The organism is Streptomyces sp. ISL-66 (assembly GCF_018614135.1).
Classification (GTDB): Bacteria; Actinomycetota; Actinomycetes; order Streptomycetales; family Streptomycetaceae; genus Streptomyces.
This window is the reverse complement of sequence record NZ_JAGGOW010000043.1, coordinates 1-16087: the sequence shown is the minus strand read 5'-3', so window position 1 is coordinate 16087 and position 16087 is coordinate 1. Positions and strand designations below refer to the sequence as shown.

Sequence of the window (16087 nt, the reverse complement as noted above, 5' to 3'; positions counted from 1 at the left end):
TCAGCCGGGAGAGCACTTCAACCTGGCCAGACTTTTGACGGCTATCTGCCAGTCCAGGAGGTGACGTCACGTACAAGAAGGGGGGCGGCCCACACATGGGAGTGGGCCGCCCCCCTTCGGTTCGCGCAGGTCAGACTGCTGCCGGCGCAGGCTCGTCCCTCGTACGCAGAGCAGCAAGGTACCGCTCGGCGTCGAGGGCTGCGGCGCACCCGGTGCCGGCGGCGGTGATGGCTTGGCGGTAAGTGCGGTCGACGACGTCGCCGGCGGCGAAGACGCCGGGGAGGCTCGTGCGGGTGGACGGTGCTTGGACCTTCAGGTAGCCCTCGTCGTCGAGGTCGAGCTGGCGGGTGAACAGTTCGGTGCGCGGGTCGTGCCCGATCGCGATGAACAGTCCGGTCACGTCCAGATCGCGGAGCTTTCCGGTGAAGGTGTCGCGTAGGACGACGCCCGCCAGCATGCCGTCCTTCTCCTTGATCTCGGCGATTTCGCTGTCGAATGCGAAGGAGATCTTGTCGTCTGTGAAGGCCCGGTTCTGCATGACCTTCGAGGCGCGCAGGGTGCTGCGGCGGTGGACGACGGTGACGGACTTGGCGAAGCGGGTGAGGAAGGTGGCCTCTTCCATGGCGGTGTCGCCGCCGCCGACCACGACGATGTCACGGTCGCGGAAGAAGAACCCGTCGCAGGTCGCGCACCAGGACACGCCGCGCCCCGACAGCTCGTCTTCCTTGGGAAGGCCGAGCTTGCGGTACCCGGAGCCGGTGGCGATGATCACCGTCTGCGCGCGGTGGACGGTGCCCTCGGAGTCGGTGACTTCTTTGATGTGGCCGGTCAGGTCGACGGAGACGATGTCGTCGTCGATCATCTGGGTGCCGAACTTCTCCGCTTGGACGCGCATGCTGTCCATGAGATCCGGTCCGTCGATGCCGCCGGGGAAGCCGGGGAAGTTCTCCACCTCGGTGGTCGTCGTCAGCGAGCCGCCGACGAAGATCGAGCTGCCGAAGAGTAGGGGCCTCAGCTGCGCGCGGGCGGTGTAGAGGGCGGCGGTGTATCCGGCGGGGCCGGAGCCGATGATGATGACGTTACGTATGCCGTCGTCGGCGGTGGTCGCGTCGGTCACGGGATCAGCCCTGCTTCTTGGCGTCGATCTCGGCGATCAGGCCCTCGATGAGGCCCTTGATCTCGTCGCGGATGGGGCGCACGGCCTCGACGCCCTGGCCGGCCGGGTCCTCGAGCTGCCAGTCGAGGTAGGTCTTGCCGGGGAAGTAGGGGCAGGCGTCGCCGCAGCCCATCGTGATGATGTAGTCGGAGGCCTGGGCGGCTTCGGGGGTGAGTACCTTCGGCTTCTGGTCGGAGATGTCGATGCCCAGCTCAGCCATGGCGGCGACGGCCGAAGGGTTGATCTGCTCCCCGGGCGTGGAGCCGGCGGAGCGGACCTCGACGCGGTCACCCGCGAGGTGGCGGAGGAACCCCGCCGCCATCTGGGAGCGGCCCGCGTTGTGGATGCAGACGAACAGGACGGAGGCGGCAGGAGCGGAGGACATCTGTTCTTCCTTGAGGTGAGGCGACTGCGGTGGGGATGCGGGGGCTTGCGGCTCTACGGCGCGAACTGCACGAGCAACTCGCTGATGTGGGCGTCGATCTCGTCGCGGATCTCCCGTACGAGGGCGATCGGCGCAGCTTCGGGGTCGGCGACAGGCCAGTCGAGGTAGCGGCGACCGGGCACGACAGGGCAGGCGTCGCCGCAGCCCATCGTGATCACGATGTCGGCGGCCTCGACGACCTCTTCGGTCAGGGGCTTGGGGTACGCATCGGCGAGATCCGCGCCGGCCTCGGTAAGGGCCTGCGCGATGTGCGGCTCCACCTCGTCGGCCGGGCGGGTGCCCGCTGAGGAGACGGTGACGCGCTCGCCCGCCCGGTGGGCGAGGAGGGCGGCGGCCATCTGCGAGCGCCCGGCGTTCTGGCTGCACACGAACAGCACCCGGGTCTGGCCGTTCACCAGGCCTTGGGTGTGGGCGAGGGCGTCCAGGCGCTCGGCGGTCAGCCGTTCCGCCAGCACGACCAGGTGCGTACGGACCCGTGCCTGCTCGGCCAGACGTGTGTAGGAGTCGGCGAGCAAGCCCAGCACGGTCTCCGGCGAGAAGTGGCCGGCATACCGGGAGGCGGGGCGGGCAGCCCCCGCGGGCAGGCGTTTGTCCGGCAGGAGGAGCGAAGAGGGCATCGGCATGGCGTTCCCGTTCAAAGGAGCCAATGAGGTCAGCTCGGACTGGTGTCAGGCCCAGCTGATGTGACAGTATCAGCACATGATGACGTCAGTCGACACTGATCTGATCCGGGTTCTTGCCGACCCGCTCAGGCTCCAGATCGTGACCCTGCTCGCGCGCGAGACCCTCTGCACCACCCATCTCGTGGAGGAGACGGGTGCCAAGCAGACGAACCTCTCCAACCACCTGAAGGTGCTGCGCGAGGCCGGGGTCGTGGAGACGGACCCATGCGGGCGATACATCTACTACCGGCTGCGCCCGGAAGTCATCGAAGCCCTCGCCGGCCAGTTCGCCGACCTCGCCCTGACCGCGCGTGCCACCGCCGAAGCGAACCTCAAGCGGTCCTGCCCGTAGCCCGCTGTCTGCCTCACCTGCCCGAGGAGATCCTGTCTTGACCGCCACTGAGCCCGTCGCCGCCGCCCCCGCAGCGGAGTCCGTCATAGCCGCCGACGTGCCCCAGCCAGCACCCGGCGCGACCTCGCCCCGCACCCCACTGATCGCCCGCGCCGCCGCCGAGCTGGTGGGCACTGCCGCACTGGTGGCGGTCGTGGTCGGCTCCGGCATCCAGGCCACCGACCTCACCGACGACGTGGCGCTCCAGCTGCTGGCCAACTCCACCGCCACGGTCTTCGGCCTCGGCGTCCTGATCGCTCTCCTCGGTCCGGTCTCCGGTGCCCACTTCAACCCGGCTGTGACGCTGGCGGAGTGGTGGACCGCCCGCCGCGGTGGCGCCGGCGTCACTGCCCGCGAGCTGGCCGTGTACGTGCCCTCCCAGATCGTCGGCGCCGTCGCGGGCACGATTCTGGCGGACGCGATGTTCGGCGAGCCGCTGGTGAAGTGGTCCACCCACGACCGCTCCGCCGGAAACCTCCTCCTCAGTGAAGTCGTCGCCACCGCGGGCCTGATCCTGCTGATCTTCGGCCTGGCCCGCACCGACCGTCTGCGCTTCGCACCCGTCGCCGTCGCCTCGTACATCGGCGCCGCGTACTGGTTCACCTCCTCCACCTCCTTCGCCAACCCGGCCGTGACCATCGGCCGCGCCTTCACCCACACGTTCGCGGGTATCGCCCCGGCCTCTGTGGCCGGCTTCATCGGCATGCAGCTGATCGGCGTCGTGGTGGGCCTGGCCCTGGTGGCGGTCATCTTCATGCGCGGCAAGACGGACACCGGGGCGCCCACGGCATGAGTCAGCGCACGGATGTGGTGGTGATCGGCGGTGGCCAAGCGGGGCTCGCCGCCGACTACCACCTGTGCCGCCTGGGCATCGAGTTCGTCATCCTCGACGCCCAGCCGACGCCGGGCGGGGCCTGGCAGCACACCTGGGATTCCCTGCGGCTGTTCTCCCCGGCCGCCTACTCCTCCCTGCCTGGTCGGCTCATGCCGCTCCAGCCCGGCCAGACGTACCCGGACGCCGGTCATGTGGTGGAGTACCTCGCGGACTACGAGAAGCGGTACGAACTCCCGGTCCAGCGCGGCGTCTGGGTCGACGCGGTCCACCGCGACGGCGCGTTCCTGCGCGTCGAGACCGACTGCGGTGACTGGCAGGCCCGCGCCGTCGTCAGCGCCACCGGAACCTGGACCCGCCCGTTCATGCCCGCTGTGTCCGGCCGGCGCGAGTACACCGGCCGCCAGCTGCACACCGTGCAGTACGGCAGCCCTGCCGATTTCACCGGCCAGCGGGTGGTCGTCGTGGGCGGCGGCAACTCAGGTGCGCAGATCGCCGCCGACCTCGCCGGTACCGCCGAGCTGACCTGGGTCACCCAGCGCCCGCCCCGCTACCTCGGCGATGACATCGACGGTCGCGCGCTCTTCGACGCCGCGACCGCACGCCGCCGCGCCCTCGACGCCGGCCGCACCGACACCGGTGGCGTCGCTTCCCTCGGCGACATCGTCGCCGTTCCGCCCGTACGCGCCGCCCGCGACGCCGGACTCCTGTCAGCGAAGCCGATGTTCAGCAGCCTCACCCCGACCGGTGTGGAATGGGCGGACGGTACTCGCGCCGAGGCGGATGCCGTCATCTGGTGCACCGGGTTTCGCCCGGCACTGGCCCACTTCGCCTCCCTGCGCCTGCGCGGCAGCCGTGGCCGGATCGCCACCGACGGCACCCGCGCGGTGGATGAGCCCCGCCTGCACCTGCTCGGCTACGGCGACTGGACCGGCCCCGCCTCCGCCACCCTCATCGGCGTCGGCCGCCCGGCCCGGGACTCGGCCCGGGAGATGGCCGAGCTGCTGCGGGCTTGACCTTCGAGTCGGGTTGAAGGTTTACGTTCGAGGTGTGAGCACACTGCGCATCTCGCAGCTGGCCGAACGCTCCGGCGTCCCGGCCTCCACACTGCGGTTCTACGAGACGGCTGGGCTGCTGCCCGCCGAGCGGACCGCCTCCGGCTATCGCCAGTACGGGCCGGACGCGGTGGAGCGGCTGGCGTTCATCTCCTCCGCGAAGCTGTTGGGACTGGCGCTGGAGGACATCCGCGAGCTGCTGGACGTACGGGACGCCGGTGTGTGCGCTGCGGTGCGGGCACGGATGGTGCCGCTGGTTTCCGACCGGATCGCGGACGCGGACCGTCGGTCGGCCGAGCTGGCGGCGTTCTCCGCCCGCCTCGCCGACGTCCACCGGCAGCTGTCCGGCCCGGCCCCGGCCGGCGGGTGCGGCCCGGACTGCGGCTGCACCACCGACGGCGACAAGGCCCAGGCGTCGGGGCCGGTCCTGATCGAACTCTCACCCACCCGCCCCCAGGATGCGGCCGATGAGCCGTGGCGCCAGGCACCGGTGGCCTGCACGCTTGGCGGGGCCGCACTCGGCGAGCGCACCGCCCAATGGCAGGCCCTGATCGCGCAGGCCACGAGCCGCGAGGAGATCGCGGACGGAGTGCGCCTGACCTTCCCCAGCACCCCGGAACTGGCCGCCGAACTCGCCTCGCTCGCAGCAACCGAACAGGACTGCTGCGCGTTCTTCGACTTCACCCTGAACCTCGCCCCCGCCCGGCTGACGCTGACCGTGCGGGCGCCCGAAGCCGCCGGCTCCCTGCTGGCCGACCTGTTCGGAGCCACCGCATGAACCCCGAGACGAAGTCCTCCGGCACGTCCCTCCTCGGCGTGGGCGCGCTCGCCGCCCTGGCCTGCGCGGCGTGCTGCATCGGCCCGATCCTGGCCTTCCTCGGCGGACTTGGGGCACTTACCGCGATCGGTTCCCTCTGGGTCCCCGCCCTGGCTGCCGTCACCGTGCTCGCCCTGGCAGCCGTGACGTGGGTACTGCACCGGCGTCGTCGTGCCGCCGCCTGCGCCAGCGCGCCGGGTCCCGTGGACCTGGGCCTGCCCGCCACCCCGCCGCCCTCGGCAGGAAACGCCCGCTTGCCACAATGACCGATCCCCACAGGGCGGCCACACGATCAGCACGCACGTACGGCAGGGAGTCAGCAGGGTGTCGCAGGAACCGCAGGGTCTGGTCGAGCGCATGGAACAGCACCAGATCGCGATCTACCTCGGCGCCATGGCTCTCGGAGGACTGCTCGGCTGGGCGGCCCCGGCTGCCGGCCCCGGACTCGAGCACGCCATCAACCCCGTCCTGGGCGCGCTGCTGTTCGTGACCTTCCTCCAAGTCCCGGCCGGCGAGCTGTTCCGCTCCCTGCGCGACGGCCGGTTCCTGCCGGCGGCCCTGGTGGTGAATTTCGCCGTTGTACCCGCAGTCGTCGCCGCGATGTTCGCCTTCCTGCCCGCCGATCAGGCCGTGCGCATCGGGGTCTTGCTGGTGCTGCTGTGCCCGTGCGTGGACTACGTCATCGTCTTCAGCGGCTTGGCCGGCGGGGACAGCCGCCGCCTGCTGGCCGCCACCCCGCTCCTGCTCATCGTGCAGATGCTCCTCCTGCCGGGCTTGCTGTACCTGTTCATGGGCCCGGACCTTGCCGACATCGTCGAGGCCGGCCCGTTCCTCGAAGCCTTCCTCTTCCTCATCGTGATCCCCCTCGCGCTGGCCTGGGCCCTCCAGGCGTGGGCAGCCCGCACACCGGCCGGGCGGAAGGTGTCCGACGCCGCCACGACCACGATGGTGCCGCTGATGGCCTCCACCCTCATCACCGTCGTCGCATCCCAGATCCCCAAGCTCGGCGGCAGCCTCGGCGACGTGGCCTCCGTCATCCCCTTCTACGCCGGGTTCCTCGTGGTCATGGCCTTCGCCGGACGGGTTGTCGCTCGCTTCTTCCGCCTGGATGCCCAGGCCTCACGGGCGGTCGTCTTCACCGGCGCGACCCGCAACTCCCTGGTCGTACTGCCCCTCGCGCTCGCTCTCCCCGACGAGCTGGCGGTCGCCGCGGTCGTCGTGGTCACCCAGACCCTGGTCGAGGTCATCGGCATGGTCGCCTACGTACGCCTCATTTCCCGCCTCGTCCCGCAACGGGAGCAGCCGGTCACGGCCGCGTGAGGATCGTGCAGACCTCGCCTTCCGGGCAGGCGTCCGGGTCGGTGGCGGCGGCCCGTCGGGCGAGCTCACGCAGTGCGGTGCGGGTCTGGCGGAGTTCGGCCATGCGCCGCTCGATGTCCGCCAGGCGCTGGTCGATCAGCGTGGTGACGTGGCCGCAGGGGGCCTTGCCACTGTCGCGGATGTCCAGGACTGACCGGATCGCGGCAAGGGTCAGACCGGCGCCCTGGGCGTCGCGGATGAACGCCAGCCGCATCGCAGCCTCCGGTGGGTACTCGCGATAGCCGCCCGTTGTGCGTGGCGGGGCGGGCAGCAGGCCGGCCTGCTCGTAGAAACGGATGGTCTTGGCCGTCACCTGGCCGGATGCCGCGAGCTCACCGATGCGCATACCCCCACGCTACGCCTTGACCTTCCAGCGCACTGGAAGGTCTAACGTCGGGCCGAGGGCCACACCACCACGGAGGACAGCGGAATGCGGATCACGATCCTGACGGTGCCCAACTGCCCGAACGTGCCGGTCGTACGGGAGCGGATCACCGCCGCGCTCGGCCCGCGTACCGCCCAGGTCGAACTGATCGAGGTGCGTGAGGAGGCGGAGGCCGAGCGTTTGGGTATGACGGGCTCGCCGACCGTGCTGCTCGACGGCGTCGACCCCTTCGCGGTGCCCGGCGCCCCGGCGAGCGTGTCCTGCCGCCTCTACCGGGATGCCGACGGTCGCACTGAGGGCGCGCCGAGCGTCCATGCCCTGCGCCGGGCTCTGTCCGGCGTGAGTCTTTCCTCGGCCGAGGCCGGCCAGGAGTGCTGTCAGTCGGATGTCCTGGATCCGATCGGCCGGGCCGGACGAGGCCGCCGCGCCCCCGCCGAGCGCGGACTGCGGGCCGTGCAGCAGGCGGTGCTGCGGCACTTCGCCGAGACAGGGCTCGCCCCGGACATGCCGGTGCTCGAGGTCGTCGCTGCCCAGACCGGAAGGACCGCCGCCGAGGTACTTGCCGAGCTGGACCGGGAGGACTTCCTGGCCCTGGACGAAGTGGGCCGGATCGAAGCGGCGTACCCGTTCTCGGCGGCTGAGACCCGGCACCGGGTACGGCTGGCAAGCGGAGTGGAGGTGTGGTCGATGTGCGCCATCGACGCCCTCGGTCTCTCCGCCATGCTCGGCCAGGACGTGGTGATCTCCTCCTCCGACCCGGTCGACGGCCGGCCGGTGACCGTGACCTTCACCAGGGGCACGACGGTGTGGGAACCGGTGGCCGCGGTCGTGTTCGTCGGCCGCCGCGAAGGCGAGGGGCCCGCCGCCACCCTCTGCTGCGACGCGCTGAACTTCTTCACCGGCCACGCCTCGGCAGAGCAGTGGCAGCAGGAGCATCCGGAGGTGAAAGGGCAGGTCGTCAGCCAGGCCCGCGCCGTGGAGACCGGGCAGCAGACCTTCGGCCCGCTCCTCCAGGACCGCTGACCGGCGCTTTGCGCTGGTACCGGGGCTCGGTAGCCGCCATCATCACAAGCCCCGGGCGCAGCCCTGAGTGCCGACCGAAAGCTGGCAGGTCATGGCTCACATTGACCCGATGGACCGGCAGGCCGTGAACGAGGACTACGAGCGCGCCCGCCGCACCTTCCACCAGCTGCTGGACTCAGCCTCCAAGGCGGACTTGGCCAGGCCCACCCGCGGTACCAAGTGGACCAACGAGCAGCTGCTGTGGCACATGCTGTTCGGGTACATGGTCGTCCGCGCCCTGCTGGTCCTGGTCCGCGTCTTCGGGCGGCTCCCCCGGAGCGTCGGCAAGGTGTTCGCCCACCTGCTGAACGCGGGGACCGTACCGTTCGACTGGATCAACTACGTGGGTCCGCGCGGGGCGGTGACGGTCTACGGGCCGCGCCGGATGGGCGCCGCCTTCGACCACGTCCTCGACGCCCTGCAGCGACGGCTGGCCGCGGAGTCCGAAGCCGACCTTGCCCGCGGAATGCACTACCCCGTCCGCTGGGATCCCTTCTTCCGCGACTACATGACACTCGCGGACATCTACCGCTACCCGACCCGGCGCTTCGACTTCCACCTCCGCCAACTCACCCTGGACGGCGGCAGCTGACACGGCAGAACGGTCAGGTGATACGCGGGCTGCGGCGCTCCAGCAGGACGACGTCACGCCACAGGCCGTGGTGCCGGCCAACGCGCTCTCGGGTGCCGATGACCCGGAAGCCCGCACGGCCGTGGACCGCGAGGCTGGCGGCGTTCTCGGGAAAGATCCCGGACTGGATTGTCCAGATACCCGCGGCCTCGGTCGACTCGACCAGCGCCGCAAGGAGCTGCCCGGCGACACCCCTGCCGCGGGCGCCCGGGTGAACGTAGACGGAGTGCTCGACGACACCGGCGTAGGCACAGCGGTCGGAGACCTTGGTGGCGGCCACCCAGCCGAGCAGCTTGCCGTCGGCGCCGAGTGCGGCGAAGCGGTGTTCGGGTAGCTTCGCCGCATCGAACTCCGCCCAAGTCGGTGCGGCGGTCTCGAAGGTGGCGTTGCCCTCCTCGATGCCCGCCTGGTAGATCGCCAGGACCTCGTCCGCGTGCGCCCAGGTCAGCTGCGCGATGGTGACGCTCATACGGCTGCTGCCCGCGTCAGGAGCTGACCCATGGCGGCCAGTACGGCCGGCTCGACCCGGTAGTACACCCAGGTGCCGCGCCGCTCGGAGGAGAGCAGGCCGGCGTCCTTGAGCTTCTTCAGGTGGTGGGAGACCGTCGGCTGGGAGACGCCCACGTCGGAGATGTCGCACACGCACGCCTCGCCGCCCTCGTGCGAGGCGATGGCGGAGAACAGGCGCAGGCGGACAGGGTCGCCCAGGGCCTTGAACATGACCGCGGTCCGCTCGGCCTCCGCAGCCGTCAGCGGGCGCTCGGCCAGGGGCGGGCAGCACGGGGCCACGGCCTCCGGCTCCAGCAGCGGCAACACCTTCGTAGTGGGCATGCCCCCATCATCCGATGGATTTCGACAGATGTCTATGTTGACGGATGTCGATATGAGATGCATTCTTGAGACGTCAGGACATCGACAGGCGTCGAATCAACTGGGGAGCCCGCCGTGAACGCATCCACCGAAGCCCTGCCCGTCGTCGTGATCGGAGCAGGACCGGCCGGCCTCGCCGCCGCCGCCCACCTCACCGAGCGCGGCATCGAACCCCTGGTCCTGGAAGCCGGACCGGCCGCCGGCAGCGCGGTGCGCGACTGGGGCCACGTACGGCTCTTCTCCACATGGTCCGAGGTCGTCGACCCGGCCGCCGAGAAGCTCCTCGCCCCCACCGGCTGGACCGTCCCCGACGGCGCGACCTACCCCTCCGGCGCCGACTGGTCCGAGCAGTACCTCCAGCCGCTCGCCGACGTCCTCGGCGACAAGGTCCGCTACGGCGCCACCGTCACCGGCGTCTCCCGCCTCGGCCGCGACCGGATCGTCGACGCCGACCGCGAACAGCAGCCCTTCACCATCAGCATCCTCAACGCCGACGGCACCGAGCAGCGGATCACCGCCCGCGCCGTCATCGACGCCTCCGGCACTTGGTCCACCCCCAGCCCCATCGGCGGCGACGGCCTCCCCGCCCTCGGCGAGAAGGCTGCCGCCGACCGGATCTCCTACCGGATTCCGGACCTCAAGGACCCGGCCGTCCGCGCCCGGTACGCAGGCAAGCGCACCGCAGTCATCGGCTCCGGCGCCTCCGCCTTCACCGCCCTCGCCTACCTGGCCGACCTCTCCAAGGAGGAGTCCGGCACCCACGCCGTATGGATCCTGCGCCGCGGCATCAGCGGCTCCACCTTCGGCGGCGGCACCGCCGACCAGCTCCCCGCCCGCGGCGCCCTCGGCCTCGCCGCCAAGGCCGCCGTCGACGACGGGTACGCCGACGCGGTCGCCGGCTTCCGCACCTCCGCCATCGAGAAGACTGCCGACCAGCTGGTCCTCGTCGCCGAGGACGGCCGCGGCCTGGATCCCGTAGACGAAGTCATCGTCCTCACCGGTCTGCGCCCCGACCTCTCCTTCCTGAACGAGCTGCGCCTCGGACTCGACGAGCGCCTCCAGGCCCCCGTTGAGCTGGCGCCGCTGATCGACCCGAACCAGCACTCCTGCGGCACCGTCTACCCCCACGGGGTGGGCGAGCTCTCCCACCCGGAGAAGGACGTCTACCTCGTCGGCATGAAGTCCTACGGCCGCGCCCCGACCTTCCTCGCCATGACCGGCTACGAGCAGGTCCGCTCCATCGCCGCCGCCCTGGCAGGCGACCGCGAGGCAGCCGAACGCGTCGAACTCACCCTCCCCGAGACCGGCGTGTGCGGCGGGGCCGGCCTCTTCGACAAGCCCGAGGCCGCCGAAGAGACCGGTGGCGGGTGCTGCGCGGCACCCGCCACGCTCACCGTCAGCGTCGGCGCCCCGGCCCCATCCGGCGGCTGCTGACCCCCGGTGACCGACCTCCAAAGCAGCGGCGCCGCGACCGGAACGGGGGACCGGTCGCGGCCCCGCGCCGTGCTGCCCGCGCTCTGCGCCACACAGATCACCAGCTGGGGCATCGTCTACTACGCCTTCCCCGTCCTGCTCCCGCGGCTGACGGCCGCCACCGGCTGGTCCGCCAACGGCGCGACGGCCGCCTTCTCCCTCGCGCTCCTCGTCTCCGCTGTGGCCGGCATCCCGATCGGCCGGATCCTCGACCGCCGAGGGCCGCGCGCCGTGATGACGGCAGGCTCCGTACTCGCCACTCTCGCCCTCCTCGTCATCGCCGCCGCACCCAACCTGGCCGTCTTCACGGTGGGCTGGATGCTCGCAGGAGTGGCCATGGCCGCCACCTTCTACCCACCCGCCTTCGCCGCACTCACCCGCTGGTGGGGGCCCGGCCGTGTCCGGGCCCTGACCATCGTCACCCTCGCGGGAGGGCTCGCCTCCACCGTCTTCGCCCCCCTGACCGCAGTCCTTGCCGAGCACCTGAGCTGGCGCACCACGTACGCGATCCTCGCCGTAATCCTGGCCGCCATCACCATCCCCGCGCACGCCCTGGCCCTACGCGCCCCCTGGCCACCCGCACCACCAGCGCCACCCGTCATCGACCGCACCCCGGTCACCCGCAGCCGTCCCTTCCTCCTCCTGGCCGCGGCATTCACCCTCTCCGGCTTCGCCATGTACGCCGTCGTCATGGGCCTCATCCCGCTCCTCGCCGAACGAGGCGCGAACGCGACAACCGCCGCCTGGGCCCTCGGCCTCGGCGGCGCCGGCCAGACCCTCGGCCGCACCCTCTACACAGGTCTGTCAGCCCGCACGTCCGTCACGACCCGTACGGTCACCCTCATCACCCTCGGCGGCGCGACCACGGCAACGCTGGCCCTCATCCCCGGCCCCATGCCCCTGCTCGTCGTCCTCGCGGTCCTCGCCGGAGTCGTCCGAGGCAACCTCACCCTCCTCCAGGCCACCGCCGTCACCGACCGCTGGGGCACCACCCACTACGGCCGCCTCTCCGGACTCCTCAGCGCACCGGCCCACATCGCAGCAGCCCTGGCCCCCTGGGCCAGCGCAGCCCTCGCCGCCCCACTCGGCGGCTACCCCCACCTCTTCGCGGCCCTCGCCACACTCTCCGTCGTGGCCGCATGCCTCGCCCTGTTGGCGTCGCGAGAAGGCCGCGCCCTGTCGCTGTCCAGGTCGGCTCCGAGCAGCAAACCATCGTCCGCCTTCCGGCAAGGACGTTCTGTGACGTAGGGCGGGGCGGCAGAGGGGCAGGGACAGTCTCGGCTGCAGCCGCCGAGGAGGGGCTTCACTCTGCGGCGCGTGTGTCGGCCGGCTTCACGTCATGGTGCTCACGATCTCCTCGACGACCTCCAGAGTGGTCTCCGGGTGCAGGAACGCGAAGCGGGCGACGGTCTCGCCTTCCCAGCCGGTCGGCGCGACGAACGCGGTCTGGCCGGCGAGGAGACGGGCGGACCATTCCGCATAGTCCTGGGCCTCCCAGCCGACCCGGCGGAAGAGCACGGCGGACAGCTCCGGTTCGCGGATGAGTTCGAGGTGCGGGGCCTTGCGGATGAGTGTGGCGGTGTCGCGGGCCAGGGTGAGGGCCTTCTCGATGGCCTCGCTGTAGGCGCGGGTGCCGTGGACGGCGAGAGAGAACCACAGGGGGAGACCCCGGGCGCGCCGGCTCAGGTGGTGGGCGTAGTCGCTCGGGTTCCACTGGGTGTCGTCGTCGGTGTGCAGGGCGTCGAGGTACGAGGCGTCCTGGGTGTGGGCCGCCCTGGCCAGGCTTGGGTCGCGGTAGAGGAGGGCAGCGCAGTCGAAGGGGGCGAACAGCCACTTGTGGGGGTCGATGACGAGGGAGTCGGCGTGCTCGATGCCCCGGTACCGGTCACGGACGCTCGGGGCGAGGAGGCCGGCGCCCCCGTACGCGCCGTCGACGTGGAACCACAGCCCGAACTCGCATGCCACCGAAGCGATTCCGGTGAGGTCGTCGATGATCCCGGCGTTGGTCGTGCCGGCGGTTGCCACAACCCCGATGACACCGGACGGATCGGTGTCGGTCAGGAGCGCGGCGCGCAGCGCGGAGCCGGTCAGGCGGTGGTCCGCGGTCGGTACCGCGAAGGGCTCGACGCCGATGATGCGCAGAGTGTTGGCGATGGACGAGTGGGCCTGGTCGGAGACGGCGATCCTGACGCGGTCGTACGGGCCGAGGCCCCGGCGGCGCCGGGCCGTGTCGCGCGCGGTGACGAGGGCGGAGAGGTTCCCGGCCGAGCCACCGGAGACGAAGCAGCCTCCGGCTTCGGCCGGCATCCCGGCGAGGTCCGCGAGCAGACGCAATACCTGGTTCTCGGCGGCGACGGGGCCGGAGGCGAGGAGCCACGAAACGCCCTGGATCGACGCGCACGAGACGAGCGTGTCGAACAGGACGGCGGCCTGCGTGGGGGCGGCAGGGACGAACGACAGGAAGCGGGGGCTGTCGACCGCGACCACGGTGGGCGCGAGCTGCTCGGTCCACAGCCGCAGGACTTCCTCCGGATCGTTGCCCTCGGGCCCGATCAGCCCTGCCAGGGCCCCGTCGAGCTTGTCCTTCTCGCCCGGGTGGTTGAGCGCGGGCCGGTTGCGGAGGCGGTCGCGCAGGGAGGCGACGACGAGGTCGGTGAGGGCAGGGTCGTACGTGTGCATGGAGACCTTCGCGTTGACGAGCAGTGCGGGGAGGGGGGAGGAAGCCCAGTGAAACCGGCGGCGAAGTGCAGGAGTTCGGTGGGCGCCACAGCTCTGGGGGGCCGGCTTCGTCGGCGCGGCCGAATCCGCCGCCCGGCGCGTGAGTGCTCCAGCCCCCGGCACCAATCCGGCACGCAGGTTTTGGAGCCGGCGACGACACCCCGGCGCTCCGGCCGGACCACGATCGCGGGAGACCCCGCGGACGACGGCGGGAAGAACGGAGAGGCTGCCCTTCCATGCGCCACGTCACCCGCCCGACCCTCGGCATCCTCGGCGGGATGGGGCCGCTCGCCACTGCCGCCTTCTACCGCCGCCTCGTCGAACTCACCCCGGCCGGCTCCGACCAGGCGCATCTGCCCGTCCTGATGTGGGCTGATCCCGCCGTACCGGACCGGACCGCGGCGCTGCTCGGACAGGGTCCGTCCCCCGTGCCCGCCCTGGTCGAGGGCGCCCGCTGGCTCCAGCGCGCGGGAGTCAGCTGCATCGCCGTCCCCTGCAACACCGCTCATGCCTACGTCGAGCAACTGTCCAAGGCCACGGGGGTCGAGGTCCTCGACATGATCAAGGCCGCATTGGAGACGGCGGTGCGCCGGACACCCGGGCTTGAGCGGGTAGGAATCCTGGCGACTCGGGGGACGCGCCTGACCGGTCTGTACGAGCAGGCCGGCGCCCGCCTCGGGCTCGACGTCATCCAGGTTCCCGCCCCCGTACAGGAGGAGTACGTGGACGCCGCGATCCGCGCGGTCAAGGCAGGCGCTGAGACGGCCGGGCCCGAACGCTGGATCGCCACGGCGGCCGAGAGTCTCAAGGAGCAGGGCGCCCAGGCGGTCGTTGCCGCCTGTACGGAGATACCGCTGATCAGCGGGTCGGCCGCCCGCGTGCTGCCGGTGGTCGACTCGACCGACGCGCTTGCCGAAGCCGCCGTCCTGCGCCTGTGGCGCCCAGGGTCGGCGCCCGCCCCGCTTCGTGCCCGGGAACGAACGCGCTGACGTACCCTCGTCCGCACGCACCACATCGCAGGGCTGCGCGAGTCCTAACCTGCGGAGATGATCAGGCACATGTCGGCGCACCCCGCCCGAAGCCTCAGCCGGGTACTCGAGGACTTCGGCCACACCCTCCTCGACCTGCTGTACGGCGACCCCGACGCGGCCGGGGAGATCGGCGGCGTCGGCATCCACGATCCGTACGACGAGCAGCACTACCCGGAGCACGCCATCGTGCTCGGCGTCGGTGTCCACGGCGCGGACGCGATCGGCGGGCTCCTGCGGTCCCTCTCCGCGCTCGGCGCCACCGCCCTCGTCGTCCGCGGCCCCGTCGACGACGCCGACGAGCTGGAGCCGGTCGTGAACGAGACCGGCGTGGCTCTGCTGGCCCTGACCCGAGGAGCCTCCTGGGCACAGCTGGCGGCGATGCTGCGCACCCTGCTCTCCGAAGGCGACGTGGGTGAGGGCGAGGAGCAGACCCTGGGCGGAGTGCCGTCGGGGGACCTGTTCGCCCTGGCCAACGCCATCGCCACCCTGCTGGACGCCCCCGTCACGATCGAGGACCGCCGGTCGCGCATCCTCGCCTTCTCCGGTCGGCAGGACGAGGCGGACGCCCCGCGGGTGGAGAGCATCCTGGCCCGCCAGGTGCCCGAGCGCTATCTGCGCCACCACGAGGAGCACGGCGTCTTCAAGGAGTTGTACCGCAGCGAGGGCCTGGTGCACGTCCCCGCGCCGACCCTCGGCGACGAGGTGGCGCTGCCGCGGGTGGCGGTGGCCGTCCGCGCCGGTGACGAGTTCCTCGGATCCGTATGGGCGGCGCTGCGCAAGCCCCTCACGCCGGAGCGGGAGAAGGCGTTCCTGGAGGCGGCGAAGCTCGTGGCCCTCCACATGCTCCGCTTCCGGGCGGGTACCGACGCCGAGAACCGGCTTCGGGCCGACCTCGTCACGACCGCGCTGGAGGGCGGCGCGGGGGCGGTCGAGGCGCTCGGCCGACTGGGTCTCGTCGACGAACCCGCACTGGTCATGGCCATGGGTCTCGCCCCCGAGCGGGGCGAGGACCACGCCCACGTCACGGCCGAGCGTCAGCGCCTGGCCGCCGCCCTGGCCGTGCACCTCACCGCCGTACAGCCGCGTTCCGCCGTGGCGCTGCTCGGCGACGTGGCGTACGCGCTCTTCCCCGCGCCGGGCGACACCGTCTACGCCCGGGAGCGTGCTCTGCAGGTGGCCTGATGCGCAGCCGTCTTCTGA

The 16087-nt window shown here is 71.5% G+C and carries 19 protein-coding genes; 12 read left to right on the top strand and 7 right to left on the bottom strand.

Annotation, left to right across the window (positions count from 1 at the left end; genetic code table 11):
* Positions 1–130: 130 nt before the first annotated feature.
* Genes trxB through J7E97_RS10115 form a run of 3 tightly spaced genes read right to left on the bottom strand, consistent with a single transcriptional unit; the run spans position 131 to position 2218 of the window.
* Positions 131–1117, bottom strand: a complete 987-nt coding sequence (trxB, locus tag J7E97_RS10125; RefSeq protein WP_215024640.1) for a thioredoxin-disulfide reductase — start codon at positions 1115–1117, stop codon at positions 131–133.
* A 4-nt stretch (positions 1118–1121) separates the two neighbouring features.
* Complete coding sequence (locus tag J7E97_RS10120; RefSeq protein WP_215024638.1) at positions 1122–1541, bottom strand: arsenate reductase ArsC; 420 nt, start codon at positions 1539–1541, stop codon at positions 1122–1124.
* A gap of 53 nt (positions 1542–1594) precedes the next feature.
* Positions 1595–2218, bottom strand: a complete 624-nt coding sequence (locus tag J7E97_RS10115) for a low molecular weight phosphatase family protein (protein WP_251054190.1) — start codon at positions 2216–2218, stop codon at positions 1595–1597.
* An 82-nt stretch (positions 2219–2300) separates the two neighbouring features.
* Here J7E97_RS10115 and J7E97_RS10110 point away from each other — a divergent pair, with 82 nt between their 5' ends.
* The 6 genes from J7E97_RS10110 to J7E97_RS10085 are packed head-to-tail and all read left to right on the top strand — an operon-like array spanning position 2301 to position 6678.
* Positions 2301–2615: a helix-turn-helix transcriptional regulator gene (locus J7E97_RS10110; protein ID WP_215024635.1), complete on the top strand. Its 315-nt coding sequence runs from the start codon at positions 2301–2303 to the stop codon at positions 2613–2615.
* 37 nt (positions 2616–2652) lie between these two features.
* Positions 2653–3447: an MIP/aquaporin family protein gene (locus J7E97_RS10105; protein WP_215024633.1), complete on the top strand. Its 795-nt coding sequence runs from the start codon at positions 2653–2655 to the stop codon at positions 3445–3447.
* Complete coding sequence (locus J7E97_RS10100; RefSeq protein WP_215024631.1) at positions 3444–4502, top strand: ArsO family NAD(P)H-dependent flavin-containing monooxygenase; 1059 nt, start codon at positions 3444–3446, stop codon at positions 4500–4502. The genes J7E97_RS10105 and J7E97_RS10100 overlap by 4 nt, the downstream gene beginning before the upstream one ends.
* 34 nt (positions 4503–4536) lie before the next feature.
* Positions 4537–5319, top strand: coding sequence for a heavy metal-responsive transcriptional regulator (locus J7E97_RS10095; RefSeq protein ID WP_215024629.1), 783 nt, complete (start codon positions 4537–4539; stop codon positions 5317–5319).
* Positions 5316–5624: a hypothetical protein gene (locus J7E97_RS10090; protein ID WP_251054189.1), complete on the top strand. Its 309-nt coding sequence runs from the start codon at positions 5316–5318 to the stop codon at positions 5622–5624. The genes J7E97_RS10095 and J7E97_RS10090 overlap by 4 nt, the downstream gene beginning before the upstream one ends.
* A gap of 58 nt (positions 5625–5682) precedes the next feature.
* Complete coding sequence (locus J7E97_RS10085; RefSeq protein ID WP_215024627.1) at positions 5683–6678, top strand: bile acid:sodium symporter; 996 nt, start codon at positions 5683–5685, stop codon at positions 6676–6678.
* On the opposite strand, the gene J7E97_RS10080 is transcribed toward J7E97_RS10085, so the two are convergent.
* The gene (locus J7E97_RS10080; protein ID WP_215024625.1) at positions 6665–7063 is read right to left on the bottom strand and encodes a heavy metal-responsive transcriptional regulator; all 399 of its coding nucleotides are present in this window, start codon (positions 7061–7063) and stop codon (positions 6665–6667) included. The genes J7E97_RS10085 and J7E97_RS10080 overlap by 14 nt on opposite strands.
* Before the next feature lie 84 nt (positions 7064–7147).
* Between J7E97_RS10080 and J7E97_RS10075 the strand changes: the two genes are divergently transcribed.
* Positions 7148–8125 carry an alkylmercury lyase family protein gene (locus tag J7E97_RS10075; RefSeq protein WP_215024623.1) on the top strand — a complete coding sequence of 326 codons (978 nt, stop codon included), beginning with the start codon at positions 7148–7150 and terminating at the stop codon, positions 8123–8125.
* A 91-nt stretch (positions 8126–8216) separates the two neighbouring features.
* On the top strand, positions 8217–8756 hold the full coding sequence (locus J7E97_RS10070; RefSeq protein ID WP_215024621.1) for a DinB family protein: 540 nt from the start codon (positions 8217–8219) through the stop codon (positions 8754–8756).
* 13 nt (positions 8757–8769) lie between these two features.
* Here the strand turns inward: J7E97_RS10070 and J7E97_RS10065 are convergent, their stop codons facing one another.
* A complete protein-coding gene (locus J7E97_RS10065) occupies positions 8770–9264 on the bottom strand; it encodes a GNAT family N-acetyltransferase (protein WP_215024619.1) in 495 nt (164 codons plus the stop codon).
* Positions 9261–9626, bottom strand: coding sequence for a helix-turn-helix transcriptional regulator (locus J7E97_RS10060; protein ID WP_215024618.1), 366 nt, complete (start codon positions 9624–9626; stop codon positions 9261–9263). The genes J7E97_RS10065 and J7E97_RS10060 overlap by 4 nt, the downstream gene beginning before the upstream one ends.
* A gap of 114 nt (positions 9627–9740) precedes the next feature.
* Between J7E97_RS10060 and J7E97_RS10055 the strand changes: the two genes are divergently transcribed.
* Both J7E97_RS10055 and J7E97_RS10050 read left to right on the top strand, forming a co-directional pair.
* The gene (locus J7E97_RS10055; RefSeq protein WP_215024616.1) at positions 9741–11099 is read left to right on the top strand and encodes an FAD-dependent oxidoreductase; all 1359 of its coding nucleotides are present in this window, start codon (positions 9741–9743) and stop codon (positions 11097–11099) included.
* A gap of 6 nt (positions 11100–11105) precedes the next feature.
* Positions 11106–12386: an MFS transporter gene (locus J7E97_RS10050; RefSeq protein ID WP_215024614.1), complete on the top strand. Its 1281-nt coding sequence runs from the start codon at positions 11106–11108 to the stop codon at positions 12384–12386.
* Positions 12387–12470: 84 nt separating this feature from the next.
* On the opposite strand, the gene J7E97_RS10045 is transcribed toward J7E97_RS10050, so the two are convergent.
* A complete protein-coding gene (locus J7E97_RS10045; RefSeq protein WP_215024612.1) occupies positions 12471–13817 on the bottom strand; it encodes a pyridoxal-dependent decarboxylase in 1347 nt (448 codons plus the stop codon).
* 275 nt (positions 13818–14092) lie between these two features.
* Here J7E97_RS10045 and J7E97_RS10040 point away from each other — a divergent pair, with 275 nt between their 5' ends.
* Entirely contained in the window at positions 14093–14845 is a 753-nt protein-coding gene (locus J7E97_RS10040) for an aspartate/glutamate racemase family protein (protein ID WP_215024611.1), read from the top strand.
* 57 nt (positions 14846–14902) lie between these two features.
* Positions 14903–16069 (top strand): hypothetical protein, encoded by a 1167-nt coding sequence (locus J7E97_RS10035; RefSeq protein ID WP_251054188.1) that lies wholly within the window; start codon positions 14903–14905, stop codon positions 16067–16069.
* The last annotated feature ends 18 nt before the right edge of the window (positions 16070–16087 follow it).